Origin of the sequence: Curtobacterium sp. PhB142, assembly GCF_004341255.1 — a bacterium.
GTDB lineage: Bacteria > Actinomycetota > Actinomycetes > Actinomycetales > Microbacteriaceae > Curtobacterium.
Genome location: NZ_SLUT01000006.1, coordinates 173,901 through 200,470, shown reverse-complemented (window position 1 = coordinate 200,470; position 26,570 = coordinate 173,901). Strand labels below are relative to the sequence as shown.

Here is a 26,570-nt window from a genome sequence, read left to right as displayed (position 1 = left end):
TGCGGACCTGCAGTCGCGTCTCGTGCGCGACACGCGCTGTCCAGGAGCCCGCGCCGGACCTGCTACGGTTGTTCCACCCCTTGGCCCCCATAGCTCAGGGGATAGAGCACTGCCCTCCGGAGGCAGGGGCGGAGGTTCGAATCCTCCTGGGGGCACTGTGACATTCCCGCGCAAGCAGAGGTCACATTCCCGCGCAAGCAGACGTCCTCGCTGCGCTCGGTCGGCTGCGCGCGACACCGCCTGCGGCGACCTTCCCCCGTTGAGACTTCTCCGGGTCCGTCGCCAGTCTCGTGGCGGATGTCGGCGTTCGCGCGGATGATGAGCAGGAATGGTCGGGTCGGGGGAAGCGACTCGACAGTTTCTGCTCACGAAGCGCCCGCGCGCACCGCGCTACCCCGTGTTTCCGAGCGCGACACCTCGGTCCCCTAGGATCACGGGCCGGTCGTCCTGCACGCGACCGGGAAGAGGGAACCGATGACCACCGGCACCGGGGACGCGCAGCTCGAACTCGCCCGCGGCGGGCACGCCCCCGCACCACGGACCCTGTTCGACGTCCTCGCGGCGACCGCGGCCACCCACCCGACCGCCACCGCGCTCGAGGACCCCGCCGGCACCGTCGACTACGCCGCCCTGCTCGACCTGGTGCGCGCGCAGGCCGACGACCTCGCCCGTCGCGGCGTCCGCCGGGGCGACCGGGTCGGGGTGCGGATCCCCTCCGGCGGGCGTGACCTGTACTTGTCGATCCTCGCGGTCCTCGCCGCCGGAGCCGCGTACGTGCCCGTCGACGCCGACGACCCCGAGGAACGCGCGACCCTCGTGTTCGGTGAGGCCGGAGTCGTCGGCGTGATCGGGGCCGGCGTCGTCCTGCGCGACCGCGACGGCGGCGAGCTGCCCGTGACCGATCCCACGGCGAGCGCCGAACTCCCCCACCTGGACGACGACGCGTGGATCATCTTCACCTCGGGGTCGACCGGGGTGCCGAAGGGCGTGGCCGTGACGCACCGTTCTGCGGCGGCGTTCGTGGACGCCGAGGCGCGGATGTTCCTGCAGGCGGCGCCGATCGGTCCCGGTGACCGGGTGCTGGCGGGGCTGAGTGTGGCGTTCGATGCGTCGTGCGAGGAGATGTGGCTGGCGTGGGGGCACGGTGCCGCGTTGGTGCCGGCGCCGCGGTCGTTGGTGCGGACGGGGGTGGACCTGGGGCCGTGGTTGATCGCGCACACGATCACGGTGGTGTCGACGGTGCCGACGCTCGCGGCGCTGTGGCCGGACGATGCGTTGGAGCAGGTGCGGCTGGTCATCTTCGGTGGTGAGGCGTGCCCGCCGGAGCTCGCCGCCCGGATCGCGAGTCGCGACCGTGAGGTGTGGAACACGTACGGTCCGACGGAGGCCACGGTGGTGGCGTGCGGGTCGCTGCTCGACGGGAGCCAGCCGATCCGGATCGGGCTGCCGCTGGACGGGTGGGACCTGGCGGTCGTGGACGGTGCCGGGCAGCGGGTGGAGCCGGGCGGGGTCGGTGAGCTCGTGATCGGTGGTGTCGGGTTGGGGCGGTACCTGGACCCGGCGAAGGACGCGGAGAAGTACGCGCCGTTCCCGGAGCTCGGGTGGGAGCGGGCGTACCGGAGTGGTGACCTGGTGCGCTACGACCCCGAGGGGCTCGTGTTCCAGGGGCGTGCGGACGACCAGGTGAAGCTCGGTGGTCGGCGCATCGAGCTCGGGGAGATCGACGCGGCGCTGCAGGCGCTCGACGACGTGGCCGGTGGTGCGGCCGTGGTGCAGCGGACCCCGGCGGGCAACCAGGTGCTGGTGGGGTACGTGGCACCGGTGGCGGGTGCCACGGTGGACGTCGCGGCTGCGAACGCCCGGTTGCGGCGGGAGCTGCCCGCTGCGCTCGTCCCGCTCGTCGCCGTGGTGGACTCGTTGTCTACGCGGACGTCGGGCAAGGTCGACCGTGCCGCGCTGCCGTGGCCGTTGCCCGGGGCGACGGACGCCGCGATGCTGCCGGACACGGTGGCGTGGATCGCGGAGCGCTGGGCGGCGATCCTCGGGGTGCCGGTGTCGAGCGTCGACGACGACTTCTTCGCGCACGGTGGCGGGTCGCTGACGGCGGCGCAGCTGGTGTCAGCGATCCGCGAGCGGTTCCCGTCGACGACCGTCGCCGACGTCTACGACCACCCGCGCATCGGCGCGCTGGCGGCCGCGTTGGACGAGTCCGGTCCGGTGGCGGCTGCATCGCGGGACGTGACGCCGGTGCCGCCGACGACGGGGCTCGCGATGACGCTGCTCGGGCTGCCGGTGCAGGTGCTGCGCGGGTTGCGGGTGCTGACGTGGACGGCGCTGGTCGCGGCGGTGCTGCACGCGACGACGCTGCCGTTCCTGCCGGTGCTCCCCTGGCCGGCCCTCGTCGTCGCGCTGCTGGTGTTCGTGACGCCGATCGGCAAGATGGCGCTCACGGTCGTGCTGGCCCGGCTGCTGCTCGTCGGGGTCCGGCCGGGCGACCACCCCCGGGGTGGCTCGGTGCACCTGCGGGTCTGGCTGGCGGAGCGGATCGCCGAGGCGGTCGACGGTCCCTCGACCGCCGGGGCGCCGTGGATCAGCTACTACGCCCGGGCGCTCGGGGCGCGGATCGGCACGGACGTCGACCTGCACACGCTCCCGCCGGTCACCGGGATGCTCACGATCGGCAAGCGTGCGTCGATCGAGCCCGAGGTGGACCTCGCGGGGCACTGGGTGGACGGTGACGTGTTCCGGCTCGGCCGGGTCCGTGTCGACGACGACGCCGTCGTGCACAGCCGCACCACGCTGCTGCCCGGTGCGCACGTGGGCGCGGGTGCCGAGGTCGAGGCCGGCTCGGCCGTCGCCGGCCGGGTGCCCGCCGGTCAGCGCTGGGCGGGTTCGCCCGCCGAACGCGTCGGGTCGGCCAGGCACGGCCGGGAGGCCCGTCCCCCGTCGCGTCGACGCTGGCTGCTGGCGTACGGGGCCGGCTCCGTGGCCGTGGCCGGGTTGCCGGTGATCGGTGTCGCGGTCGGCCTGCTGGTCGCCGTCGCCCTGGTCGGGCGCGCGTCGACGCTCGGCGACGCGGTGCTGCGCGCCCTCGCGACCGTGCCGCTCGCGACCGTCGTCGCCGGGGCCGTGTACGCGCTGCTCGTGGTGGGGTCGGTGCGGTTGCTCGGCATCGGGCTGCACGAGGGCCGTCACCCCGTGCGTTCGCGGATCGGGTGGCAGGCGTGGTCGACGGAGCGGGTGCTGGACGCGGCGCGGACGCTGCTGTTCCCGCTGTACGCCTCGCTCGTGACGCCCGTGTGGTTGCGGCTGCTCGGGGCGAAGGTCGGCCGGAACACGGAGATCTCGACGGTCCTGCTCATCCCCGCGCTGACGCAGATCGCTTCCGGCGCCTTCCTGGCCGACGACACCATGGTCGCCACCTACGAGCTCGGTGGTGGCCGGGTGCGGATCGGCCGGTCCAAGGTCGGTCGGCGGGCGTTCCTCGGCAACAGCGGGATGACGGGCGCCGGACGCTCGGTCCCCCGCGAGGCGCTGGTGGCGGTGCTGTCCGCCGTGCCGAAGAAGGCCAAGCGCGGGTCGTCGTGGCTCGGCTCGCCCCCGGTGCGGCTGCGCCGTGCGGCGACGCAGTTCGACGAGGAGCGCACCTTCCGTCCGCCCGTCCGACTCAAGGTCGCCCGCGGCTGCTGGGAGCTGCTGCGGCTCGTGGCCCCGATGGTGTCCGCCGCGATCGCCCTCGGGGTGGCGGGCACCCTGCTCGCCCTGTGGTCGGCGGTCGGCGTCGGCTGGACGGTGCTGCTCGCCGGACCGGTGCTCATCGTCGCCGGGGCCGTCGCCGCGGTGGTGTCGACGATCGCGAAGTGGGCGTTCGTCGGCCGGATCACCGCCAGGGAGCACCCGCTGTGGTCGTCGTTCGTGTGGCGCAACGAGGTGCAGGACACCTTCGTCGAGACGGTCGCCCGACCCTGGTTCGCCGAGCAGGCCACCGGCACCCCGGCCCTGGCGGCGTGGCTGCGGAGCCTCGGCGCGACGATCGGCCGCGGCACCTGGCTCGAGACCTACTGGCTGCCCGAGGCCGACCTCGTCACCATCGGGGCCGGCGCCTCGGTGGCGCGCGGGACCGTCGTGCAGACCCACCTGTTCCACGACCGGGTGATGCAGCTCGACACCGTGCGGCTCGACGCCGGCGCGACCCTCGGGCCGCACAGCGTCGTCCTGCCCGCCGCCGGCATCGGCACGGGCGCCACGGTGGGTCCGGCCTCGCTCGTGATGCGCGGCGAGCAGGTGCCCACCGGGTCCCGCTGGTCCGGCAACCCCATCGCTCCGTGGACAGCCGAACCGGCCACCGTGGCGGACTGACCGGCGCCATGGGGTTGACTGGGACCGTGCCGAACACCCCCGCTGCCGACCCGTACACCCCGCACAGCGGCGACCGACGCTGGAGCGCCGAGCACTACGACCTCCGCCTCGACTACCGCGTCGCCACGAACCGCCTCGACGGCACGGCGACGATCACCGCCCGTGCCCACGAACCCCTCGACCGGATCGTCATCGACCTGCACGGCCTGAGCGTCGAGCGCGCCGACGTCGACGGCACCCGCGCGAAGAAGGTGTCGAAGGCGGTGCACAAGGTCACCGTCACCCCGGCGTCGCCGATCGCTGCCGACACCACGTTCACCGTGCACCTGCGGTACCGCGGCAACCCGCGCCCCGTCCGCAGCGCCTGGGGCCAGGTCGGGTGGGAGGAACTCACCGACGGCGTCATCGTCGCGGCCCAGCCGACGGGGGCGCCCTCGTGGTTCCCGTGCAACGACCGACCGGACGACAAGGCGACCTACCGGTTCGAGATCGCTGCCGAGGCCGCGTACGACGTCCTGGCGAACGGTGAACTGCTCGGCAAGGAACGCGACCGCATCGGCACCCGCTGGACCTACGCCACCACCGAGCCGATGGCGACGTACCTGGCGACGGTGCAGATCGGGCGGTACCGCACGACGAGGCTCCGCGGCGCCGTCGTCCCCGTGACCCTGCACCACCCCGCCGACCTGGCTGCCGCCGCGAAGACCGACTTCGGGCAGGTACCGGAGATGCTCGCGCTGTTCTCGGACCGCTTCGGCCCGTACCCGTTCGCGGCGTACGGCGTCGTGGTCACCGACGACGAGCTCGAGATCCCCCTCGAGGCCCACGGGCTCGCGGTGTTCGGCCGGAACCACGTCGACGGCGAGCACGGCACCGACCGGCTCATCGCGCACGAACTTGCACACCAGTGGTTCGGCAACTCGGTGACGGTCACCCGCTGGCAGGACATCTGGCTGCACGAGGGGTTCGCCTGCTACGCCGAGTGGTTGTGGTCCGAGCACCACGGCGGCGACACCGCCGACGTGCTCGCGGCGCAGTACCGGCAGGGGCTCCTCGACCAGCCCGAGGACCTCGTCGTCGGCGACCCCGGCGCGAAGGACATGTTCGACGACCGGGTCTACAAGCGCGGGGCCCTCGCCCTGCACGCCGTCCGCCACGCGTTCGGCGACGACGCGTTCACCGCCGGGCTGCGCAGCATCACCGAACGGCACCGGCACGGTTCGGTGACGGTGCCCGACGTGCTCAGTGCGTTCGCCGACGCCGCCGGCCGTTCCGTCGCGGACGTCCGGGCGGTGACCGGGCCCTGGATCGACGAGGCGTCGGTACCGGCGCTGCCCGCGCCGCGCGTCGACTAGCCAGCCAGCTCGCCGTCGGCCGGGTCGCAGCTGACCTCGGACCAGACCGCGTCGAGCGACAGCCCGACCACGCCGGCGACGGACGCGATGGTCGAGAACGCCGGCGTCGCGATCCGCCCGGTCTCGATCTTGCGGAGGGTCTCGGGCGAGATCCCGGCGGCGAGGGCGGTGTCGACGATCGACCGTGGGCCACGTGCGCGGCGGAGCAGGGCACCGAGACGGCGGCCGCGCGCGACCTCGTCGGGGCGGAGTGGGAGACGGACCATCCCCACATAGTAATACCGGTATGATCATCCGCGTGATCGAGATCCTGACGCCCGCCGAGGTCGAGAAGGCCCGTGCCACCGGAGCCCTCGTCGGCACCATCCTGCAGACCCTGCGCGAACGGACCCGCGTGGGCACCAACCTGCTCGAGATCGACCGGTGGGCGAAGCAGATGATCGAGGCCGCCGGCGCGGACTCCTGCTACGTCGACTACGCTCCGTCGTTCGGCCGCGGTCCGTTCGGCCACCACATCTGCACCGCCGTGAACGACGCCGTGCTGCACGGGCTGCCGCACGACCGGGTCCTGGCGGACGGCGACCTGCTCACCCTCGACCTCGCGGTGTCGCTGGACGGCATCGCCGCGGACGCCGCCGTGAGCTTCGTCGTCGGCACCCCGCGCGACGAGGACCTCGCCCTCATCGACGCGACCGAGCGCGCCCTGGCCGCCGGGATCGCCGCCGCCGGCCCCGGGGCCCGCATCGGCGATCTGTCGCACGCCATCGGGACCGTGCTCGAGGGTGCGGGCTACCCGGTCAACGTCGAGTTCGGCGGCCACGGCATCGGCTCGACCATGCACCAGGACCCGCACGTGTCGAACACGGGCCGCGCGGGCCGTGGCTACACGCTCCGGCCGGGCCTCCTGCTCGCGCTCGAACCGTGGGTGATGGCGGACACCGACGTGCTCGTCACCGATGCCGACGGCTGGACGCTCCGCAGTGCGACGGGAGCCCGGACGGCCCACACCGAGCACACCATCGCGATCACCGAGGACGGCGCCGAGGTGCTCACACTCCGCCGCTGAGCGTCCCCTCGACCACGACGGGCAGCCCGCCGGCCGCGACGACGAGCACCAGGTCGGGTGCCGGCCGGTGGATCGTCACCGGGTGGTCTCGCCCCTCGAACCGCGCGGTGCCGGCAGCGACGTCCACGTCGACCGACAGCGGATCGACGCGCAGGCCCCGACCGTCGCGCTTCAGCACGGCCTCCTTCGCCGCCCAGCAGGCCGCGAGCAAGCCGACATCACCGGCCGAGCGCTCGCGTTCGCCGGACGTGAAGACGTCGAGGGGCGCTGCGCCGACGCGGGACACCCGCTCGAGGTCGACGCCGACCGGGCCCGGCGCGACCGCGAGCGCGAGCACGCCGGTCGTGCGCGACAGGCTGACGCCGACCGCAGTGCCGTGCACCGTGGCCCAGGGACGACCGTGGTCGGTCCCGGCACAGTGTGGGCAGACGCGCCCCGCGCGCACGGCGGCCGTCTCGACTGCCGCAGCCGCCGCGACGGCGGCGACCAGGGCCTCCCGGTCGGCCGCGCGGTCCGGATCCGTCGCGCACAGCGTCACCACGACGGCCTGGAGGCCCGACTCACCCACGCACGCAGCCTACGGTGCGCGGATGGCCGGCCCAGGGCCGTGGTCGCTACGCGTGCGTGAGTGCGATAAGTGCGACGTTCATCGTGCTGTAGAGACCCTCGGATCGGGTCGCCTGGCGGACGCGTCCGCGCAGCACTTCGTAGCGGCCGTCGTGCTCGCGCACGAAGCCGATCACGCCGGTCGCCGGCGTCGAGACGCGGTGGTAGCCGTCCTCGAGCGGGACGACCTCGGTACTCGTGGTTCGCTCCATTGCTGTTCCCTTCCGTTCGTCGTCGAACAGTGGCGTCAGCCTACCCCGCTCCGGGGGACAAGACACCCATGGATCGGCTTGTCCACAGTGTTCGCCGAGAGTCCGTCCGTCGCTTGCGCGCCGTGGATAGACTCCGGGCGACGGCGCTCTCAGGGCGTCGTTCGGGACGGTGTCGACGGCGCCGACCGGTGACGGACGGAGGACGGATGCGAACGGTCCAGCGCGGATCGGGCACAGGCGGGTCGAGGACGGAACGGGGGACAGCGCGGCTCTGGGGTCGCGTCACGGCAGCAGTCGTGGCGATGCTGATCGTCCTGGCTCCGGCGGCGACCGCGCAGGCCACGGCACCGGTCGACCTGGGTGGGGCGTACGTCCTCGACGAAGCCGACGCCCTCAGCTCCTCGCAGCAGGCGCAGGTCGAACAGGCGGTGCAGGACCTGTACGCCGAGACCCAGACGCAGCTGTACGTCGTGTTCGTGCCGACGTTCACCGATCCGACGGACCACACCGCGTGGGGCTCCGCGGTCATGGAGCAGAACCAGATCGACACCGACGGCATCCTGCTGTCGGTCGCCGTCGACGACCGCAACTACGACGTGCAGCAGACGAACGAGACCGCCATCTCCGAGTCCGACGTGCAGAACGCCGTGAACGACTCGCTGCTCCCCGCGCTGAAGCAGGGCGACTGGTCCGGCGCGGCCGTGGCGTTCGCGAACGGGCTGACGGACACCCAGGCGCCGCCGAACCTGACCTGGCTCTGGATCCTGTTGCTCGTCATCGTCGTCGGCCTGATCGTCGTCGTGCTCGTCATCCGCACCCGCAACAAGCGGAAGACCGCCGCGGCCACCCAGGCACAGCAGGAGTCCCTCGCCGACCTCGAGCGCACCGCCGGCGGCGCGCTCGTGACGATCGACGACGAGCTCCGCACCGCCGAGCAAGAGGTCGGGTTCGCCACGGCCCAGTTCGGTCCCGACGCCGCGAAGCCCTTCGCCGACGCCGTCGCCGCTGCGCAGCAGGCCGTGCGCAAGGCCTTCACGTTCCGGCAGCAGCTCGACGACGAGATCCCGGACTCCCCCCAGCAGCGTGCCGACTGGGCGAACCAGATCATCGCGATCTGCCAGCAGGCGCACGCCTCGATCGAGGAACAGACCGAGTCGTTCGACAAGCTCAGGTCGCTCGAGGACGGCGTCGACGAAGCAGCCGTCGCGCTGGCCCAGGCCGTCGCGGAAGCGCCGGCGTCGGTCGGCGCAGCAGCAGCCGCGCTCGACCGCGTCCGAGCGGACTACACCGGCCGCACCCTCGCGACCGTCGCCGACAACGTCGACCAGGCACACCAGGTGCTCGTCTACGCCACCGAGCGCTCGAACGCGGCCACCGCGGCGATCGCGGCCGGCGACAAGGGCGAAGCGGTGGTCGCCGTGCGCGACGCCCAGCACGCCCTGGCCCAGGTGCAGCAACTCACGAACAGCGCGGTCGCGGCCGAGGGCACCTTCACCGAGGCCACCGCACGCGCCGAGGCGATGCGCATCGACATCGAGGGCGACGTCGCCGCGGCCCGGACCCTCACCGTGGGCGGGCCCGACCTCGCCGCGGCCGTGACCCGGGCGCAGACCGTGCTGCGGCAGGGGTTCGACCCGAAGGACCCGATCACCGCGGTCGACGCCCTCACGAAGGCGAACACCGAGATCGACCAGGCCATCGCGGCCGCCCGGGGTGCGGAAGAGCAGCAGCGCCGGGCGTCCCGCGCCCTCGACGACGCCCTGCGCGACGCCCGGAACCGGATCAGCCAGGCGCGCGAGTACATCTCGCTGCACCGTGGCGGCATCGGACCGACCGCCCGCACCCGCCTGTCCGAGGCCGAACGCGCCCTCGACGACGCCGTGCAGCTCGCCACCACCGACCCCGGACAGGCACTGCAGGCAGCACGGGCGGCCGAGCAGTACGCCGCCGCGGCGATGGACTCGGCGAACGACGACATGGGCGGCTGGGGCGGCGGTGGCGGCGGCTTCGGCGGTGGCGGCGGCAACGGCGCCCAGCTCGGCGGCCTCGTCACCGGCATCGTGCTCGGCGGCCTGCTCGGCGGTCGCGGTGGCAGCTTCGGCGGCGGCTCCTTCGGGGGCGGCGGGGGCGGCTTCGGCGGCGGGGGCGGTTTCGGTGGTGGCGGTTTCGGTGGTGGCGGAGGCGGCGGCGGCGGGTTCTCCGGCGGCGGCCGCTTCTGAGCCCGACCCACCCGACGACCAGACCACACACCCGACAGACCAGACACACCACGTCAGACCTTCCAGGAAAGGGAACAGCAATGGCAAAGCAGACGATCTTCGGCCGCATCTCCACCCTCGTGCGGGCGAACATCAACCAGCTCATCGACAACGCCGAGGACCCGCAGAAGATGCTGGACCAGCTCGTGCGTGACTACACGAACAACATCGCCGACGCGAAGACGGCGATCGCGCAGACGATCGGCAACGTGCGGCTGCTCGAGCAGGACCACGAAGAGGACAAGCGCGCCTCGTCCGAGTGGGGCCAGAAGGCCGCCAACGCCTCCACCGCCGCGGACAAGTACCGCGCCGAGGGCAAGACGGCCGAGGCGGACAAGTTCGACAACCTCGCCAAGATCGCGATCGGCAAGCAGATCGCGGCCGAGCAGGAGGTCAAGGACGCCGAGCCGAACCTCGCCTCGCAGAACGAAGCGGTCGAGAAGCTCAAGACCGGGCTCGCCGGCATGGAGCAGAAGCTCGAGGAGCTCCGTGCGAAGCGCGACAACCTCGTCGCCCGCTCGAAGACGGCCGAGGCGCAGTCCAAGGTCAACGACGCCCTCGGCAACATCGACGTGCTCGACCCGACGAGCGACCTCGGTCGCTTCGAGGAGAAGGTCCGTCGTGAAGAGGCCAAGGTCCTCGGGCAGCAGGAACTGCAGTCGTCGAGCCTCGACGCCCAGTTCGAGAGCCTCGAGGACGTCGGCAAGGACGCCGAGGTCGAGGCACGACTCGCCGCGCTGAAGTCCGGCGGCTCGTCGAGCCTCTGACGTTCCCGGACGACCTTCCCGGACGACGCCGGACCCCAGCTGACAGACTGAGACGATGCAGTTCCTCGTGGTCGGTCAGTGGCAGGGTTCGGCGTCCTCGCGCGCGATGCGCCTCGGGGACGGAGCGACCGCGATCGCGGCCGACCTCCCCCGTGCGTCCACCACCGTGGTCGACGTCCCCGCCGGCGCGGGCGACCGGCTCGAGACGGCCGTCGCCCGCTACACCTCCGTGCTCGCCGTCGCCGACCGCGTGGCCGAGGAGACCGGCGTCGCCAGCGAACCCGTCCTCGTCGTCGGCGGGGACGGTGCGAGCGTCCTCGGCGCGACCGTCGGCCTCGGACCGGACACCGCGTTCGTCCGCATCGCCGGGTCCAGCGGGTACCGCGCACTCAACCGCGCCCAGCCCGTCGCCGCCGAGACCGCAGCCCTCCGGATCCTGGTCGACCGCGCCGACGACCTGTTCCCCGGGCTGCCGGTGCTCCCCGCCTCGTCGGTCGTGGTCGCGGGCGTCCGCGGACTCGACGACGCCGAGGACGCCGCCCTCGACCGTGCCGGGATCACCCGGCTGGACGTCGACGCCGCGACCCCGGACGCCCTCGCCGCCGCCGTCGACGCCACCGGAGCGACCTCGGTGTTCGTGCACGTCGACCTCGACGTCCTCGACCCGTCCGAGGTCGACGGCCTGCTCGAGCCGGTGCCGTTCGGACTCGACGGCGCGGGACTGGTCGAGCGGATCCAGGCCGCGACCCGCGGCCGCCGCCTGGCCGGCGCCGCGCTCACCGGATTCGCTCCCGTCGACCCGGAGCGTGCAGTGGACGACCTCGGCGTGATCCTGCGCGTCGTCGGGGCGTTGACCAGCGCCTCCCGGGTGGCCTGAGAACCGACCCGGCGCGCCGGGCGCACCCCATGCCGGTCCGCGTACGCTCGGCCTCATGACGGACTACGACCTCATCGTGATCGGCGCCGGCGCAGTCGGCGAGAACGTGGCGGACTACGCCCACAAGCGCGGCCTGGCGGTCGCGATCGTGGAGTCCGAACTGGTCGGCGGCGAGTGCTCCTACTGGGCGTGCATGCCGTCGAAGGCACTGCTGCGCAGCGGCCACGCCCTGGCAGCGGCCAAGCGGCTCGACGGCGCGAAGCAGGCCGTCACCGGCGAGCTCGACGCCGCCCACGTGCTCGCGCGCCGCAACTCGTTCACCTCGGACTGGAAGGACGACGGTCAGGTGTCCTGGCTGGAGTCCGCCGACATCGCCCTGATCCGCGGCCACGCCCGCATCACCGGCGAGAAGACCATCGAGGTCGGCGGTGAGACGCACACCGCCCGTGCCGCCGTCGCCGTCGTGACCGGGTCGCTGCACGCGCTGCCCGACGCGCCGGGACTCGCCGAGGCGAAGCCGTGGGGCACCCGCGAGGGCACCAGCGCCCAGCAGGTGCCGGAGAGCCTGCTCGTGATCGGCGGCGGTGTCGCCGGCTCCGAGCTCGCCACCGCCTGGGCATCGCTCGGCGCGAAGGTCACCCTCGTCGCCCGGCACGGACTACTCGGCGGCATGGAGCCGTTCGCCGGCGAACTCGTCACCGATGCCCTCCGCGAGCTCGGCGTCGACGTCCGTACCGGCGTGAACCCCGTGCGGGTCGACCGCGACGAGCACGGGCTCGTCACCACCACGCTCGACGACGACACCACCGTCATCACGAGCGAGGTGCTGGCCGCCACCGGCCGCACCCCGCACACCGCCGACCTCGGGCTCGAGTCCGTCGGGCTCACCGCCGGCGACTGGCTCGAGGTCGACGACACGATGCTCGTGCACGGCACCGACTGGCTGTACGCCGTCGGCGACGCCAACCACCGCGCCCTCCTCACCCACCAGGGCAAGTACCAGGCCCGCGCTGCCGGCGAGGCGATCGCCGCCCGGCACCAGGGCACGCCGCTGCACACCGAACCGTGGGGCGCACACGTCGCGACCGCCGACCACGCCGCGGTCCCCCAGGTCACGTTCACCGACCCCGAGGTCGCGAGCGTCGGCCTGACCGAGAAGGCCGCGCGCGAGCAGGGGCTGAACGTCCGTGCCGTGGAGTACGACCTCGGCGGCGTCGCGGGTTCCGCGCTGCAGGCCGACGGCTACACCGGCCGCGCCAAGATGGTCGTCGACGAGGACCGCGGGGTCGTCGTGGGCGTCACCTTCGTCGGCCAGGACGTCGCCGAGATGCTGCACGCGGCGACGATCGCCGTCGTCGGCGAGGTACCGGTCGACCGCCTCTGGCACGCGGTGCCGGCCTACCCGACGATGAACGAGATCTGGCTCCGACTGCTCGAGACCTACGGTCGCCCGGCCTGAGCATGCGCGGACTGGCGCGCCGAGCGCTGCTCGACTCCCCCGTGTCGCGGGTGGGCTGGCTGTTCGCCACGGCGGTGGGTCTGGCGATCGGCGTACCGCTGTCGACCGGCCGCGTCCGCGTGGTCGACGGGCTCGTCGTCTGCTCGGGGTTGCCGCGTTGGGTGTTCCGTCGTGGCGGCACCTGCGTGGGGTCGGTGTACCTGACCCGGGACAACGACGGGGCCCGGGTGCTGCGGCACGAGCGGGTGCACGTCGAGCAGTGGCGGCGGTACGGCATGCTCATGCCCGTGTTGTACGCCGTCGCCGGCCGAGACCCGCTCCGCAACCGCTTCGAGGTCGAGGCGGGGCTGGAGGACGGCGGCTACCGCTGACGGGTGCCCGTGCGCGGCACTTTTCCTGCTGCGCTGCCCTGCGTTGCCCTGTGCCGTGTGCCGTGTGCCGTGTGTGCCAATCGGTCACGACACCCCGTCGGGTCGGCGCCGAGTGGTCGCAGCCCGTCGGCGGCTCTGGCCGCATCCGACGGTCAGCGACCGCGCGGCGCGGCACGCGCGGCGCGGCGTGACCTCCGGTGAGGGCCGGGCGGGCGACGAGACGTGACCGAACGGCGGACGGGAGGCACGGATCGCGGCCGCCACGGGCCTCCCGTCCGCCGTGGTCCGGCCCACCTGCCCGGCTGAGGAGCGCTGATCGGTCGCGACACTCCGCCGGGGCGGCGCCGAGCGGTCGCTGACCGTCGGTCGCACCGGCCGTGGCCGACGGCACGCGGCCGCTCCGCGACGCGCGCGCGTCGCGCCGCGTCTCGTCGCGGTCGGTCAGACGCCCTGAACTCCTGCCGCCGAGGTTCCACGACATGCCGCGTGCGTTTCGCCGAGGTTCCACGGACGGCCCGGACGCGGCGCGAGATGCCGAGATCTCGGAACCTCGGGGAGTCGCCTCGGCGGCACGTGGAGCGCACTCGCGACTGGACGGGTGGGTGGGGAGCGATGCGTCTCCGTCGCCGCGAGGTTCCACGACATGCCGCGTGCGTCGCGCCGAGGTTCCGCGGACGGCCCGGATGCGGCTCGAGATGCCGAGATTACGGAACCTCGGGGCGCGGGGGCGGGGTGCGCGGGCGGGCGCGGGGTGCGGAGGGGCGGGCGGGTCAGGCGGCGGGACGACGGGGGACGATGAGGGGCGTGCCGGTCTCGGGGTCGGGGACGACCACGCACGGCAGGCCGAAGACGTCCTCGACGAGGTCGGCCGTCAGCACCGCGGCCGGGGGGCCGGCAGCGACGATCGACCCCTGGCGCATCGCGATGACGTGGGTGGCGTACCGCGCCGCCTGGTTCAGGTCGTGCAGCACCGCGACGACCGTCCGACCCGCGGCGTGCAGGGCGGAGGCCAGCTCGAGCACGTCGTACTGGTGCGCGATGTCGAGGAACGTCGTGGGCTCGTCGAGCAGCACGATGTCGGTCTCCTGCGCCAGGACCATCGCGATCCACACCCGCTGCCGCTGCCCGCCGGAGAGCTCGTCGACGCTCCGGTCCGCCAGCTCGACGGTGGACGTCTGCTCGAGGGCGGCCTGCACGGCACGCCGGTCGGACCCGGACGACGGGTGCAGCAGGTCCTGGTGCGGGAACCGCCCGCGGGACACCAGGTCGCGCACGGTGATGCCGTCCGGTGCGATCGGCGTCTGGGGCAGCATGCCGACCCGCCGGGCCACGGCCTTCGGACGGTACGAGTCGATCGGCGCCCCGTCGAGGTACACCGTGCCGGCTCGGGGCTTGAGGGTGCGCGCGAACGACTTCAGCAGCGTCGACTTGCCGCACGCGTTCGGACCGACGATGACGGTCAGTTCACCGTCGGGGACGTCCACGTCGAGCCCGTCCACCACGATGCGGTCGTCGTACGCGAGCGTCAGCCCACGCACGCCGAGCGCGGTCGTCGGGACTCCGACCACGCTGGTCGTCAGTCCGGCTGCGGCGTTCAGTTCTCGGCCTTGCCGTGCCGCCAGTACCCCATGAACGCGACCTGCTTGCGGTCGATGCCGACCCCGCGCACCAGGTGCCGGCGGAGCTCCTTGACGCAGCCGGCCTCGCCCGCGATCCAGGCGTAGACGGGGCGCGACTCCTGGGTGGCCGGCACGTCCCAGAGGATCTGCTCGTCGACGTCGACGTCCGCCAGCTCGACGGCGTCCCCACAGGCGGGACCCGCGGCGACAGGTGCAGCACCGGCGACGACCGTCGACGCCCACGCGTGCACCTGGTCGGTCATGCGGACGCCGTGGGTCGCACCGTTCCGGGCGATCCAGCGGACCTCGACCCCGGCGGGCGCGGACACGGGCAGCCGGTCGGCGTCGGTCGGCACCTCGATGAAGACGTGGCCGACGGTCGAGACGTCGAGCGCCTCGAGGATGGCGCAGATGGCCGGGGCGGCGGTCTCGTCCCCGGCGAGCAGGATGCGGTTCGCGTGCCCGGGTGCGAACTCGGCGGCACCGGTCGGCAGGTCCTCGGGCGACTCCGGCATGCGGGGTCCGACGATCCGGAGTTCGTCGCCGACACGGCAGGACGACACCCACCGGGATGCGGGCCCGGCGTCGCCGTGCGCGACGAAGTCGATGTCGAGCTCACGGGCATCGGGCCGGAACGAGCGGACCGTGTAGGTGCGCAGCGGGTTGCGTTCCGCGTCCGGCAGCGCACGCCAGGCGGCGTACCAGTCCTCGTCCTCGGGCAGTTCGGAGAACCCCACACCGTCGAGCGGCAGGACGACCTTGATCCGCTGGTCGAGCCCGACCGAGGAGAAGTCCGCCAGGGCATCGCCCGTCAGCGTCACCCGGACGAAGTGCGGGGTGAGCGACGTGACCGCTGCCACACGGACGGAGAAGACGCGGTACCGGGTTGCCACGGATCCGAGTATGGCATGCCTTACCTAACGTCTCCAGACCCCGCAGACGGTGCGAAGATCGGTTCCGTGCCCGATGCCCCCGACGACGAATTCGCAGACCTGGCCGCCCTCGCCCGCGCGAGCGGCGTGACGGAGCCGCTCCGCGCCTCCAGGCAGGTGGTCCGCACCGATGACGGGCAGGAGACGTCCGCCATCCGGTGGGGCGACCGGGAGGCCCGGATCACCTACCTGCACGGGCTCGGCATCGACGCCCACAGCTTCGACCAGACCGCGCTCGCCGTCGGCGAGCCGGCGGTCGCGCTCGACCTGCCCGGCCACGGGCGGTCGTCGTGGCGGGACGACGCGGACTACGGGGCATCCGTGACGGCGCCGACCGTGCTCGCGGCGCTCGACGCCCTGGAGGTCCCGCCGGGGATCGTCGTCGGGCACTCCCTCGGCGCGATCCTGTCGGCACGACTCGCGGCCACGGCACCGGAGCGGGTGACCGGGCTCGTCCTCGTCGACATGTCGCCGGACTTCGCGCAGCGGGCGGTCGACCGGATCGCCCGCGCGCTCGAGGCCGAGGAGCCGTTCGCCACCCTGGACCAGGTCGTCGACCGGGCGATCGAGGCACGCGTCGGCGACGACCGGCACGTGCTGCTGCGTGAAGCGCGCCACACCACGCGGCTCGGTGACGACGGAGCGCTCGTGCGGCGCCACCACTTCCCGCACCTGCCCGCCGGCCGCACGTCGTCGGTGGGGCGCTTCGCCGATGCGTGGCCTGACCTCGACGCCCTGCGCGTGCCGATCCTGCTCGTCCGGGGCGACCGCGGGTACGTGTCCCCGAAGCTGCACGCCGCGTTCGCCGAGCGGCTGCCGGACGCCGAGATCGTGACGGTCACCGCACGGCACGCGGTGCAGAACCAGGCGCCCCTCGAACTCGCGTCGGCGATCCGGGCATGGGCGGGACGTCACGGTTTGTTGCACCGGATCGAAGAACCGACCGCGGACGACACCGGCCGCCGGTAACCTCGTGCGAGCGCGAGCACTGATCATCGCCCTCGCGCCCGGAAGGAACCCACACCCATGAGTCCACGCCTGCCCCGCCGTCCCGCTCGGGCTGCGCGCACCACGCGCCTCGGACGTGCTGCCCTCGCCGCCACCGCGGTCGCCGTCGTCTCCGCCCTCGCGCTGACCGGCTGCTCCGGCTCGTCGAACGAGGACGGCGGCGCCGACGCCACCGTCCGCGTCGGCCTGGTGCTCGAACCGACCAGCCTCGACATCCGCACGCAGTCCGGTGCAGCGCTCGACCAGGTGCTCATCGACAACGTGTACCAGGGGCTCGTCGGCCGGACCGCCGACGGCGACATCCGCGACGTGCTGGCCTCCGAGCACGAGGTCTCCGACGACGGGCTGACGTACACGTTCACGTTGCGCGACGGCATCACCTTCCAGGACGGCAAGGACGTCACCGCGGCCGACGTCGTCTGGTCGCTCGAGCAGGTCAAGTCGAACGAGACCTACGTCGACTCCGCCAAGCTCGCGGGTGTCACCTCGATCACGTCACCGTCGACCGGCGTGGTCGAGCTCAAGCTGGCGAAGCCCGACTCGGACCTGCTCTGGAACCTGACCGGCCGCTCCGGGCTGGTGCTCGAGAAGGCCGCGACGAACGACCTGTCGGACACCGCGAACGGCACCGGCCCGTACGAGGTCGCGAGCTGGAAGCAGGGCGACTCGCTCACCTTCGACCGCAACGACGACTACTGGGGCACGAAGGCGAAGGTCGCGAAGATCGTCTTCCGGTACATCACCGACCCGTCGACGGCCGTCAACGCGATGGCGAACGGCGACCTCGACGTCCTCAACCCGGTCGACGGCACACTCAAGAGCCAGCTCGACGGCAACTCGGACATCGCACTGCACTCCGGCAAGACGACCGACAAGTACACGCTCGCGTTCAACGACCAGAAGGCGCCGTTCACCGACAAGAAGGTGCGCCAGGCGATCCGGCAGGCGATCGACCCGAAGGCCCTCATCAAGGCCATCGGTGGCACGGGCGTCGAGCAGGGCGGCCCGATCCCGGAGCTCGACCCCGGGTACGAGGACCTGACCGACATCGACGCGTACGACCCCGACAACGCGAAGCAGCTCCTCGCCGCCGCCGGTCAGGAGAACCTGAAGCTCACGCTGACGTACGCGAACATCTACCCGGCGACCATCGGCGACGTGCTCAAGTCGCAGCTCGCCGACGTCGGGATCACCCTGACCGTCAAGCGCGTCGACTTCGCGACCTGGCTGTCGACGGTGTTCCAGGCGCCGAAGTCGGGTGAGCGCGACTTCGACCTGTCGATGGTGGACCACGTCGAGGCCCGCGACTTCGGCAACTGGGCGAACCCCGACTACTACTTCGGCTACGACAACGCCGAGGTGCAGTCGCTGTACGCCGAGTCGATCGCGGCCACGGACGAGGACGCCAAGGTCGACGCGCTGCGGAAGGCCGCGAAGATCGTGAGCGAGGACGCCGCCGGCGAGTGGCTCTACACGGCCACCGAGATCACCGCGGTGCGCTCCGGCGTGACGGGCTTCCCGGTCGACGGCGGCAACTCACGACTCGACCTGTCGAAGCTCGCCGTCAAGTGAGACGACCCGCGCCCGGAGCTCCGAGCACGTGACCCGGTTCCTGGTCGGCAGGCTGCTGCTGTTCGTCGTCGGGCTGCTCGTCGCGAGCGTCATCATCTTCGCGACCCTGCGGGTGCTGCCCGGCGACGTCGCACAGGTCGTCGCCGGCACCCAGTCGACCCCGGCGCAGGTCGAGCAGCTCCGGCAGCAGCTCGGCCTCGACCGGCCCGTCGTGGTGCAGTACCTCGACTGGATCGGCGGGGTGTTCCGCGGCGACCTCGGCCGGTCCCTGGTGACCAACGGGCAGGTCGCGCCGGAGATCGCGCAGAAGCTGGCGATCACGCTGCCGCTCGCGGGCATGTCACTCGTCACCGCACTCGTGATCGGCGTTCCCCTCGGGGTCGTCGCCGCGGTGCTCCGCCGTCGACCGGGCGGCGCCGTCATCGGGTTCGTGGCGCAGGCCGTCGCTGCGATCCCGGTCGTCTGGGCCGGCATGCTGCTCGTCGCGCTGTTCGCCGTCACGCTGCGCTGGCTGCCGACCCAGGGCTTCCCGCTCGACGGCTGGTCCGAGCCGGGGCGTGCGTTCGCGTCGCTCGTGCTGCCCGCCCTGACCATCGGCGCGGTCGAGGGTGCCGTCATCCTGCGCTTCACCCGGTCCGCGACGCTGTCGGTGCTCGACGCCGACCACGTCCGCACCGCGGCCGCGATCGGGCTGACGCGCACGCAGGCGTTGCTCCGGCACGGGCTGCCCTCGGTCGCCCTCACCGTGCTCGCCGTGCTCGGGGTGCAGATCGCCGGGCTGCTGGTCGGGGCCGTCGTCGTCGAGCAGCTGTTCTCGCTGCCCGGGGTCGGGCGCATGCTCGTGACCGACGTCGGGCGCCGCGACGTCACCAAGGTGCAGTCCGAGCTGCTCGTGCTCACCGGGCTCGTGCTGCTGGTCGGCTTCGCCGTCGACGTCGTGCACCGCTCCCTCGACCCACGCCAACGCGAGGTGTCCGGATGATCCGCCGCCTGCTCTCCCGCCCCACCGGGGTCTTCGCCGTCGTCGTGCTCGGCCTGCTCGTGGTGCTCGCCGCGGTGTCGCTCGTGTGGACGCCGCAGGACCCGTTCCGCGCCGATCCGTTCCACCAGTGGGAGGGCCCGAGCGCGGCGCACTGGTTCGGCACCGACGCCGCCGGCCGCGACATCGCGAGCTACCTGCTCGCCGGCACCCGCACCACCGTGCTCGTCGCCGTCGGGGCCGGGGTGATCGCCAGCGTCGTCGGCATCGTCCTGACCGCGATCGGGTCGCTCACCGCCCGCTGGGTGCGCGAGGGCACGGCCGTCCTGCTCGACATCCTGGTGGCGTTCCCGACCCTGCTGACCGCGATGCTGCTGACCGCGGTGTTCGGCGGGTCGCTCGGGGTCGTCATCGTGAGCGTCGGACTGTCCTTCGGGGTCACGATCGCCCGGGTCGCCCGCGGCGAGATCCGGCGCATCGCCCGGAGCGACTACGTCACCGCGGCCCGGGCCTCGGGTGTCGGTGGTGTCGGGGTGCTGTTCCGCCACCTGGTGCCGAACGCCGCGCCGCTGTTCACCGTGCAGCTCTCGCTCGCGATGGCCACCGCGGTCCTCGCCGAGGCCGGTCTGTCGTACCTGGGCTACGGCGCCGGGTCGGACACGGCGTCGTGGGGCAACCTGCTCTCCGACCTGCAGACCTACATCGGCGTGCACCCGTGGAGCGCCACCTGGCCGGGAGCCGCGATCGCGCTGGTCGTCGCCGCGCTCTCCCTGCTCGGTGACGCGATCCGCGACGCCACCGACCCGCGGTTGACGACGAACGACCGCGCAGCGGGCGGCGACCGCCGCGCCGACCCGGCCACGACCACCCCGGGGGTGACCGCATGACCGACCGCAGCCACAGCGACACCGGCAGCCACAGCGACACCGACACCGGTGGGCTCGCGGTGGTGGGGCTCTCCGTCCGCATCGCGGGGCGGACGATCCTGGACGACGTGACGTTCACCGTGCCTCCCGGCGAACGCGTGGGCGTGATCGGCGCATCCGGATCCGGCAAGTCCATGACCTCGCTCGCCCTCATGGGACTGGAGCCCGCCGGCGCGACCGTCACCGGCAGCATCCGCCTGGAGGGCACGGAACTCGTCGGCCTGCCCGATCGGGAGCGCGCGGAGCACCGCGGCTCCGGCATCGGCATGGTGTTCCAGGAGCCCGGCACCGCCCTCGACCCGCTGCGCCGCGTCGGCGCGCAGATCGCGGAGCCGCTGCGCCTGCACCGCGGACTCGACCGGCGGGCGGCACGCGCCGCGGCGACCACCCTGGCGGCGGACGTCGGACTGCCGGACCCGGAGTCGCTGCTGCGGCAGTACCCGCACCAGCTGTCCGGCGGGCAGCGTCAGCGGATCTGCATCGCGATGGCGATGGCCGGGCAGCCCGCGTACCTCGTGGCCGACGAGCCGACCACGGCGCTCGACGTCACGACCGAGGCGCGGATTCTCGACCTCTTCGAAGGGCTGCCGGCCGGCATGGTCTTCGTCACGCACGACCTCGCCGTGCTCGCGCGGATCGCCGGCACCGCCGTCGTGCTCGACGGCGGACGGGTCGTCGAGCGGGGCTCGGTCGCGTCGCTGCTCGCCGCGCCGCAGCACCCCGCGACCGTCGCGCTCGTCGACGCCGCGCGTGCCACCGCCCGTCGTGCCCGTCCGTCCGGAGGCTCCGCATGACCGCCGTCCTCGACGGGGTCGGGCTGCACCGCACCTACCGGCTCCCCCGCCGCGGGCCCTTCGAACCCGGCCCCGTCCGCACCGCCGTCGACGGCGTCGACCTGACGGTCGCCTCCGGCCAGCGGCTCGGGATCGTCGGCGAATCGGGGTCCGGCAAGTCCACCCTGGTCCGGCTGCTCGCCGGCCTGGAGGCACCTTCCGCCGGTTCCGTGACCGCCTCCGGTCGTCCGGTGGTCGCGTCCGGGTCTGCGGCCGCGATGCGCTGGTTCCGTCGCGAGACCGGGGTGGTGTTCCAGGACCCGTACGCGTCCCTCGACCCGCGGATGCGCGTCGGCGCGATCGTCGGCGAACCGCTGCGGGCACTGCGGATCGACGGCGATCACCGGGCGCTGGTGCGCGACGTGCTGGAACGGGTCGACCTGCCGGCGGACGTCGTCGACCGGTACCCGCACGAGTTCTCCGGTGGGCAGCGGCAGCGCATCGCGATCGCCCGGGCCGTGGTGCACGGGCCGCGGATCCTGTTCGGCGACGAGCCGATGAGCGCCCTCGACGTGGTGGTGCGGGCACGCGTCATCGAGCTGTTCCGCTCGCTCGCCGACGACCTCGGGCTGACCCTGGTGCTGGTGTCGCACGACATCGGTGTGGTCCAGCGGCTGTGCGACACCGTCGCGGTGATGTCGGCCGGGCGCATCGTGGAGCACGGGCCGGTGTCGCTGCTCGATGCGCCGGTGCACCCGGTGACGCGGGCGCTCGTGGAGGCTGCGCCGACGCTGCCGTAGGGGCGGGGCGGGCGGCGGCGGGCGGGGCGGGCGGCTCTGACTCGGAACGACAACATCGACGTCGTACGACCTCGAGTGTGTCGTTCCAGGTCGCCCGCAACAGTTGCACGCGCGCACCGACGACAACATCGACGTCGTACGACATCGGGAGTGTCGTTCCGCGTCGCCAGGGGTGTGCGACTCCTGTTCGACTGGGCGGGACTCCTTGCCCACTGAGCGGGACGCCGAGACGATCGACCTGCACCGATCGCTTCTCGAAGGGGAGAACGCATGAGCAAGTCGCACGACATCACCAGGCGCACGGCACTCGGACTCGGCATCGTCGCCACCGCATCGGCAGCGAGCGGGGTGCTCGGCAGCAAGCCGGCGAGCGCCCACGGCCGCGCCCACCCCGGCGCAGGCGCAGGCCCCGCCAGCCCCGGCCACCCCGGCCCCGGCCACCCCGGTCGCCCGCACCTCGCCGCCGCGGTCGAGCGGGAGTTCGCCGCCGACACCACCACGGTCCTGCGGAACCCGCTCAACGGCTGGGCGCTGTACGGCTCGTCGGCACCGCCCGCGAACTACTGGACGCAGTACGACGACGTCCCGCTGCCCGACGGCACCACGGTCACGGTGTCCGACCACGCCTCGGTCATGTACATGCGGGTCTCGTGGACGATCCTCGAGCCGTCCGAGGGCGTGTACGGCTGGGACACGAACGCGGCGTTCGCGGGCATCCTCGCCGAGGCCCGTCGCCGTGGGCTGCGGCTGGCCTTCCGCGTCGTGGTGGACAGTCGTGACAAGTCGTCGGACTTCACGCCCGCGTGGGTGCGTGCCGCCGGGGCTGCCGGGTACGAGACGCAGACCGGCAGCAAGACCGTGTGGAGCCCGTACCCGGACGACCCGGTGTTCCAGGCGAAGTACGCCGCGTTCGTCGCGGCCTTCGGCGAGCAGTACGACGACCCGGCCACGACGGACTTCATCGACGGGTACGGGCTCGGCAAGTGGGGTGAGGGCCACTCGATGCTGTACCAGGACGCCGCGAACCGCGAGCCGGTGTTCGACTGGATCATCGACCTGTACCAGGAGCACTTCACCCGCGTGCCGCTGGCGTTGAACTACCACCGGATGATCGGGGGTCCGAAGGACTGGGGCACCCCGGACCCCGAGAGCGAGCGGATGCTCGACGGTGCGTACGAGAAGGGCTACGTCCTGCGCCACGACGCCTTCGGCATGACCACGTACTACGCGGACTGGGAGAAGTCGATGGCCGCGAAGTGGCGGTACCGGCGGCCGATCATCATGGAGGGCGGGTGGGTCACGGCCCAGCACGACGTCACGCAGGACCCGCGCGGGTACGTGACGACCGCCGACGTCCGTCAGGGCGAGTTCGACGACTCGGTCGAGGCGCACGTGAACATGATGGACCTGCGGAACGGCGAGGCCCTGTCGTGGTTCGCGGCGCAGACCTTCCCGTTGACGCAGCGGTTCGACGCCGAGGGCGGCTACCGCCTGCACCCGTCGCGCGTGGTCGTGCCCGGTTCGGCGTCCGCCGGCGCGACGGTCGACGTCACGCACGAGTGGACGAACACCGGGTGGGGCTACCTGCCCGACAACCTGCCGGTGTGGAACGGCAAGTACAAGGCGGCGGTCGCGTTGCTCCGTGCGGACGGCAGCGTGGCGGGGACGTTCGTGGACAGCGCGTCCGATCCGTCGAAGTGGTTGAAGGGGTCGCCGACGTCGTACGCGTTCCGTCCGTCGCTGGCCGGTGTCGCGGCGGGTGCGTATCGGTGGGGCATCGCGATCGTCGACACCACCGCGGGCAACGCCCCCGGCATCGAGCTCGGTGCGCAGGGCACGCAGCAGGCGGGCTGGCTGGTCGTCGGCGACGTCACCATCGCCTGAGACGCGCCTGCCTGGAGGCCCGGTGCCGGTCCACGAGACCGGCACCGGGCCTCCAGGCAGTCGCCCCCACCCCGTCAGCGCAAGTGGAACGTCAGCGCAAGTGGAACGTCAGCGCAGGAGGAACGCGAGGGCGCGCGTCAGGAACGCGCGGTGCTCCGGCGACGCGAACGACGCGGCGGAGTGGCCGAGCGCGTCGTAGACGGTGGTGCCGCCGCCGGGTCGTTCGTGCACCCAGGCGAGCGGGTGCCGCTCCCCCTCGTGCTCGTGGTCGAGCAGGAGCCGCACCGAGGGCGAGACACGGAGGTGCGTGTAGCGCTCGTCCTCCAGGGTGAAGTCCGGCAGGCCGGCGGTGATCGGGTGCGCCGCGTCGACCACCCGGACGGCCGCGGGCCCGAACGGCGGGTGCATCGTCGTGCCGCGCTCCCACACCCCGCCGAGGGCACGCTCCCAGTGCGGGTCGTCGGCGAACGACGTCGCGGCGACGTGCAGCACGAGCAGCGGCACGTCGCTCGCGAGCAGGCGGTGGAAGCCGGCCCGGGCGTCGGTGAGCGGGACCGGGCGGTCGTCCCGGGGCAGCCCGACGTCGACGACGACGAGCGACGGCAGGGGTCCGGTCGCGAGGGCGGCCAGGGCGGTGTCCACGTCCTCCGGTTGCTCGAGCGCGACGCCGGCCGACGCAGCGAGCGCCGTGACCGCCGCGTTCGTCTCGGCGAAGGGGTGCCACGGGTCGGTCCAGCGTCCGGAGCCGCCGAGCAGGACCGCGCTCACGGTGTCGCCCGGGTCACGGTGAGCGCGTGCTCGCCGTCGGTGGACGCCTGCCGCGCGACGAGCCGCACACGGTGCACTGCCGGGCCCCAGACCCGCTCGAGCTTCGCGTCGTCGACGTCCCGCCGCTCGACGTGCACCGCGAACCGATCGGTGTCGACGGACAGGTGGGCGGGGCCGACGCGCAGCCCGCCGTCGACGGGCACGGGTTCGTCGCGGGTCATGAGCACCAGGGTCATCGTGCCGGGCTCCGCGAACGTCCAGGTGTCGCGGACGACCACGCGTGCGGCGGCGCGGTCACGGGTCACCGCCCGGTCGAGCGTCGCGGTGCGGTGGAGCGATCGCAGTCCGCCGGTCGCCGGGTACGCGGCGGTCAGGTCGGCGGACCACGACGCGACGTCGCCGTCGTCCTCGAACACGGTGCCGGTCGCGCGGAACGCCGCACCCTCGTGTTGTTCGACGCCGTTCGGCAGCGGGACGGTGTGCCAGGCACTCCGCATCGTCCAGATGCCGTAGCGGTGCTCCGGCATGAACGTCTCGCGACGGTACACGCCCACCCCGACGTCGATGAGCACCGGTTCGCCGTCGAGCGAGACGATCACCCCGCCGGCGTCGTTGTGGTTGTGGCTGACGTCGTTGTGCCCGCCCTTCACCGCGAGGACGAACCCGTCGGTCGCGCCGTCGTGGGCACGGGCGACGGCGACCTCGGTGCCGGGCAGCCACAGCGACGCGGGCATCCCGGGCTCGGCCGGGCCGTCGGTCCACGAGGGGTCCCGCAGTTCGGCGAGCGTCCGACGGAACAGCGCGGCGAGCTGCCCGTCGAACCGCAACGCGTGCTGCCGGCCCATCCACCGGGCGTGCCGCACGACCCGGTCGTCGTCGACGCGCTCCCCGAAGCGGGCGAGCAGATTCCAGTTCGCGTTCTCGGCCAGCGCCGGGGAGCCGTCGGAGTGGTTGACCTGCGTCGCGGCACCGATCTGCATGCCCATCGGGAACCGGGCCATCGCGGCGACCGGCTCGACCGAGAAGCCGTCGAACGCGCCACCGGTGAGCTCCTCGACCAGGTCCAGGGCCTCGAACAGGGTCGCGCCGGCCCACCACCAGTACGTGGCACCCTCGTCGCAGCTGCCGTCGGCGTCGTAGCCGGCGCGGAACCGGTCGAGGATCACGAGCGCACGGCCGATCGTCGCAGCGAGGCGATCGCGGTCGGGCTCGACCACGGCGGCGCACACGAGCACGTTCGACACGATCCACGGCGCCCAGTTGTTCGGCGGCCCGTCGACCCCGTGCCAGAAGTAGACCTCCTGCTCCCACGGGTCGAGCACGCGGCGGCGGATCTCGTGGTGGACGTGCGCGCGGATGCCGGGGCGGTCCTGCTCGAGACGCTCCCCCGCGATCGCGTCGATCGCCGCGAGCATGCCGCCGACGTAGGCGTCGGACAGGTCGAGCACGTCCCGACCGGGCACGGGCAGGAACGGCCGGCTGCCGTCCTCGGGCAGCGCGTAGTGCGACGGCAGGCACCAGGCGCGCAGCTCCAGGATCCGCCAGACCTGGTCGCCGAGCACGTCCGCCCACTCGGCGTCGCCGGTCACGCCGAGAGCCAGGGCGGCGGTCGCGGCGGACTCGAGCAGGTTCCGCTGGGCCCGCTCGTACGGCTGGCGGTTCCCGTCGCGACTGTACGTCGCCCACAGGGCGAGGGTCGGGAAGGTGACCGCCGCGGCGGCGCGACGGTCGTGCGCGACCGCGAGCAGGGCCTCCCGGTCGGCGTCCGCGACGTGCGCCCACGCCGGGCGGTCGCTGACGGGAGGCGCGGGTCGCCACGAGCGCGGACGGAGCGCCGCGCGCGCTGCCGGGGTGAACCGGTCGGTGAAGGACGGGGCGTCGACGGTGACGGTCATGGGGTGGGTCTCCGGGTGGTGACGGTGGTGGACGGGTGCTGGCGGCTGGTGGGTGGCAGCTGGTGGCGGCGGTTGGTGGCAGGC

The 26,570-nt window shown here is 73.1% G+C and carries 22 protein-coding genes and 1 tRNA gene; 16 read left to right on the top strand and 7 right to left on the bottom strand.

The features are described 5' to 3' along the window. Positions 1-83 precede the first annotated feature (83 nt). The 3 genes from EDF31_RS13430 (at position 84) to EDF31_RS13420 (ending at position 5,714) form a co-directional block, all read left to right on the top strand. Positions 84-155 (top strand) — tRNA-Arg (locus tag EDF31_RS13430). Positions 156-474: 319 nt separating this feature from the next. Continuing rightward, positions 475-4,359, top strand: coding sequence for a Pls/PosA family non-ribosomal peptide synthetase (locus tag EDF31_RS13425; protein WP_131846473.1), 3,885 nt, complete (start codon positions 475-477; stop codon positions 4,357-4,359). Between the two features lie 26 nt (positions 4,360-4,385). Further along, positions 4,386-5,714, top strand: coding sequence for a M1 family metallopeptidase (locus EDF31_RS13420; protein WP_243650041.1), 1,329 nt, complete (start codon positions 4,386-4,388; stop codon positions 5,712-5,714). Here EDF31_RS13420 and EDF31_RS13415 read toward each other — a convergent pair. Next, a complete protein-coding gene (locus EDF31_RS13415; protein ID WP_027465796.1) occupies positions 5,711-5,980 on the bottom strand; it encodes a helix-turn-helix domain-containing protein in 270 nt (89 codons plus the stop codon). The two genes, EDF31_RS13420 and EDF31_RS13415, sit on opposite strands and share 4 nt — an antisense overlap. Positions 5,981-6,012: 32 nt before the next feature. On the opposite strand from EDF31_RS13415, the gene map reads away from it, so the two are divergent. After that, a complete protein-coding gene (gene map / locus EDF31_RS13410) occupies positions 6,013-6,780 on the top strand; it encodes a type I methionyl aminopeptidase (RefSeq protein WP_131846472.1) in 768 nt (255 codons plus the stop codon). Here the strand turns inward: map and EDF31_RS13405 are convergent. Together EDF31_RS13405 and EDF31_RS13400 are read right to left on the bottom strand one after the other, a co-directional pair. Then, complete coding sequence (locus EDF31_RS13405; protein ID WP_131846471.1) at positions 6,764-7,348, bottom strand: 4'-phosphopantetheinyl transferase superfamily protein; 585 nt, start codon at positions 7,346-7,348, stop codon at positions 6,764-6,766. The genes map and EDF31_RS13405 overlap by 17 nt on opposite strands. Before the next feature lie 46 nt (positions 7,349-7,394). Beyond that, positions 7,395-7,598 (bottom strand): hypothetical protein, encoded by a 204-nt coding sequence (locus tag EDF31_RS13400; protein ID WP_071255966.1) that lies wholly within the window; start codon positions 7,596-7,598, stop codon positions 7,395-7,397. Positions 7,599-7,900: 302 nt separating this feature from the next. Here EDF31_RS13400 and EDF31_RS20515 point away from each other — a divergent pair, with 302 nt between their 5' ends. The 5 genes from EDF31_RS20515 to EDF31_RS13375 all read left to right on the top strand — a co-directional run bounded on the left by EDF31_RS20515 (position 7,901) and on the right by EDF31_RS13375 (position 13,330). Then, positions 7,901-9,817: a TPM domain-containing protein gene (locus EDF31_RS20515; protein WP_279387369.1), complete on the top strand. Its 1,917-nt coding sequence runs from the start codon at positions 7,901-7,903 to the stop codon at positions 9,815-9,817. Between the two features lie 80 nt (positions 9,818-9,897). Next, a complete protein-coding gene (locus EDF31_RS13390) occupies positions 9,898-10,623 on the top strand; it encodes a PspA/IM30 family protein (RefSeq protein ID WP_123294264.1) in 726 nt (241 codons plus the stop codon). Positions 10,624-10,678: 55 nt separating this feature from the next. Then, positions 10,679-11,500 (top strand): arginase family protein, encoded by an 822-nt coding sequence (locus EDF31_RS13385; protein WP_131846469.1) that lies wholly within the window; start codon positions 10,679-10,681, stop codon positions 11,498-11,500. Positions 11,501-11,555: 55 nt separating this feature from the next. After that, positions 11,556-12,959 carry an NAD(P)/FAD-dependent oxidoreductase gene (locus EDF31_RS13380; RefSeq protein ID WP_131846468.1) on the top strand — a complete coding sequence of 468 codons (1,404 nt, stop codon included), beginning with the start codon at positions 11,556-11,558 and terminating at the stop codon, positions 12,957-12,959. Between the two features lie 2 nt (positions 12,960-12,961). After that, positions 12,962-13,330, top strand: coding sequence for a Fe-S oxidoreductase (locus EDF31_RS13375; protein WP_131846467.1), 369 nt, complete (start codon positions 12,962-12,964; stop codon positions 13,328-13,330). A gap of 770 nt (positions 13,331-14,100) precedes the next feature. Here the strand turns inward: EDF31_RS13375 and EDF31_RS13370 are convergent. Together EDF31_RS13370 and EDF31_RS13365 are read right to left on the bottom strand one after the other, a co-directional pair. After that, complete coding sequence (locus EDF31_RS13370; protein WP_243650039.1) at positions 14,101-14,898, bottom strand: ABC transporter ATP-binding protein; 798 nt, start codon at positions 14,896-14,898, stop codon at positions 14,101-14,103. A 26-nt stretch (positions 14,899-14,924) separates the two neighbouring features. Next, on the bottom strand, positions 14,925-15,842 hold the full coding sequence (locus EDF31_RS13365) for a siderophore-interacting protein (RefSeq protein ID WP_243650036.1): 918 nt from the start codon (positions 15,840-15,842) through the stop codon (positions 14,925-14,927). Between the two features lie 66 nt (positions 15,843-15,908). Here EDF31_RS13365 and EDF31_RS13360 point away from each other — a divergent pair, with 66 nt between their 5' ends. The 7 genes from EDF31_RS13360 to EDF31_RS13330 all read left to right on the top strand — a co-directional run bounded on the left by EDF31_RS13360 (position 15,909) and on the right by EDF31_RS13330 (position 23,823). Continuing rightward, positions 15,909-16,850: an alpha/beta fold hydrolase gene (locus tag EDF31_RS13360; protein ID WP_165901423.1), complete on the top strand. Its 942-nt coding sequence runs from the start codon at positions 15,909-15,911 to the stop codon at positions 16,848-16,850. Positions 16,851-16,907: 57 nt separating this feature from the next. Then, entirely contained in the window at positions 16,908-18,461 is a 1,554-nt protein-coding gene (locus EDF31_RS13355; protein ID WP_131846464.1) for an ABC transporter substrate-binding protein, read from the top strand. 28 nt (positions 18,462-18,489) lie between these two features. After that, positions 18,490-19,443 (top strand): ABC transporter permease, encoded by a 954-nt coding sequence (locus EDF31_RS13350; protein WP_131846463.1) that lies wholly within the window; start codon positions 18,490-18,492, stop codon positions 19,441-19,443. After that, positions 19,440-20,327 carry an ABC transporter permease gene (locus EDF31_RS13345; RefSeq protein ID WP_123937752.1) on the top strand — a complete coding sequence of 296 codons (888 nt, stop codon included), beginning with the start codon at positions 19,440-19,442 and terminating at the stop codon, positions 20,325-20,327. Before EDF31_RS13350 ends, EDF31_RS13345 begins: the two co-directional genes overlap by 4 nt. Then, positions 20,324-21,160, top strand: coding sequence for an ABC transporter ATP-binding protein (locus tag EDF31_RS13340; RefSeq protein WP_131846462.1), 837 nt, complete (start codon positions 20,324-20,326; stop codon positions 21,158-21,160). The genes EDF31_RS13345 and EDF31_RS13340 overlap by 4 nt, the downstream gene beginning before the upstream one ends. Next, the gene (locus tag EDF31_RS13335; RefSeq protein ID WP_131846461.1) at positions 21,157-21,939 is read left to right on the top strand and encodes a dipeptide/oligopeptide/nickel ABC transporter ATP-binding protein; all 783 of its coding nucleotides are present in this window, start codon (positions 21,157-21,159) and stop codon (positions 21,937-21,939) included. The genes EDF31_RS13340 and EDF31_RS13335 overlap by 4 nt, the downstream gene beginning before the upstream one ends. Positions 21,940-22,209: 270 nt before the next feature. Further along, positions 22,210-23,823, top strand: coding sequence for a DUF4832 domain-containing protein (locus tag EDF31_RS13330; protein WP_131846460.1), 1,614 nt, complete (start codon positions 22,210-22,212; stop codon positions 23,821-23,823). A 108-nt stretch (positions 23,824-23,931) separates the two neighbouring features. Here EDF31_RS13330 and EDF31_RS13325 read toward each other — a convergent pair whose 3' ends face one another. Both EDF31_RS13325 and EDF31_RS13320 read right to left on the bottom strand, forming a co-directional pair. Next, positions 23,932-24,591 (bottom strand): ThuA domain-containing protein, encoded by a 660-nt coding sequence (locus EDF31_RS13325; protein WP_165901422.1) that lies wholly within the window; start codon positions 24,589-24,591, stop codon positions 23,932-23,934. Further along, the gene (locus EDF31_RS13320; protein ID WP_131846458.1) at positions 24,588-26,486 is read right to left on the bottom strand and encodes a heparinase II/III family protein; all 1,899 of its coding nucleotides are present in this window, start codon (positions 26,484-26,486) and stop codon (positions 24,588-24,590) included. Before EDF31_RS13320 ends, EDF31_RS13325 begins: the two co-directional genes overlap by 4 nt. Between the last annotated feature and the right edge of the window lie 84 nt (positions 26,487-26,570).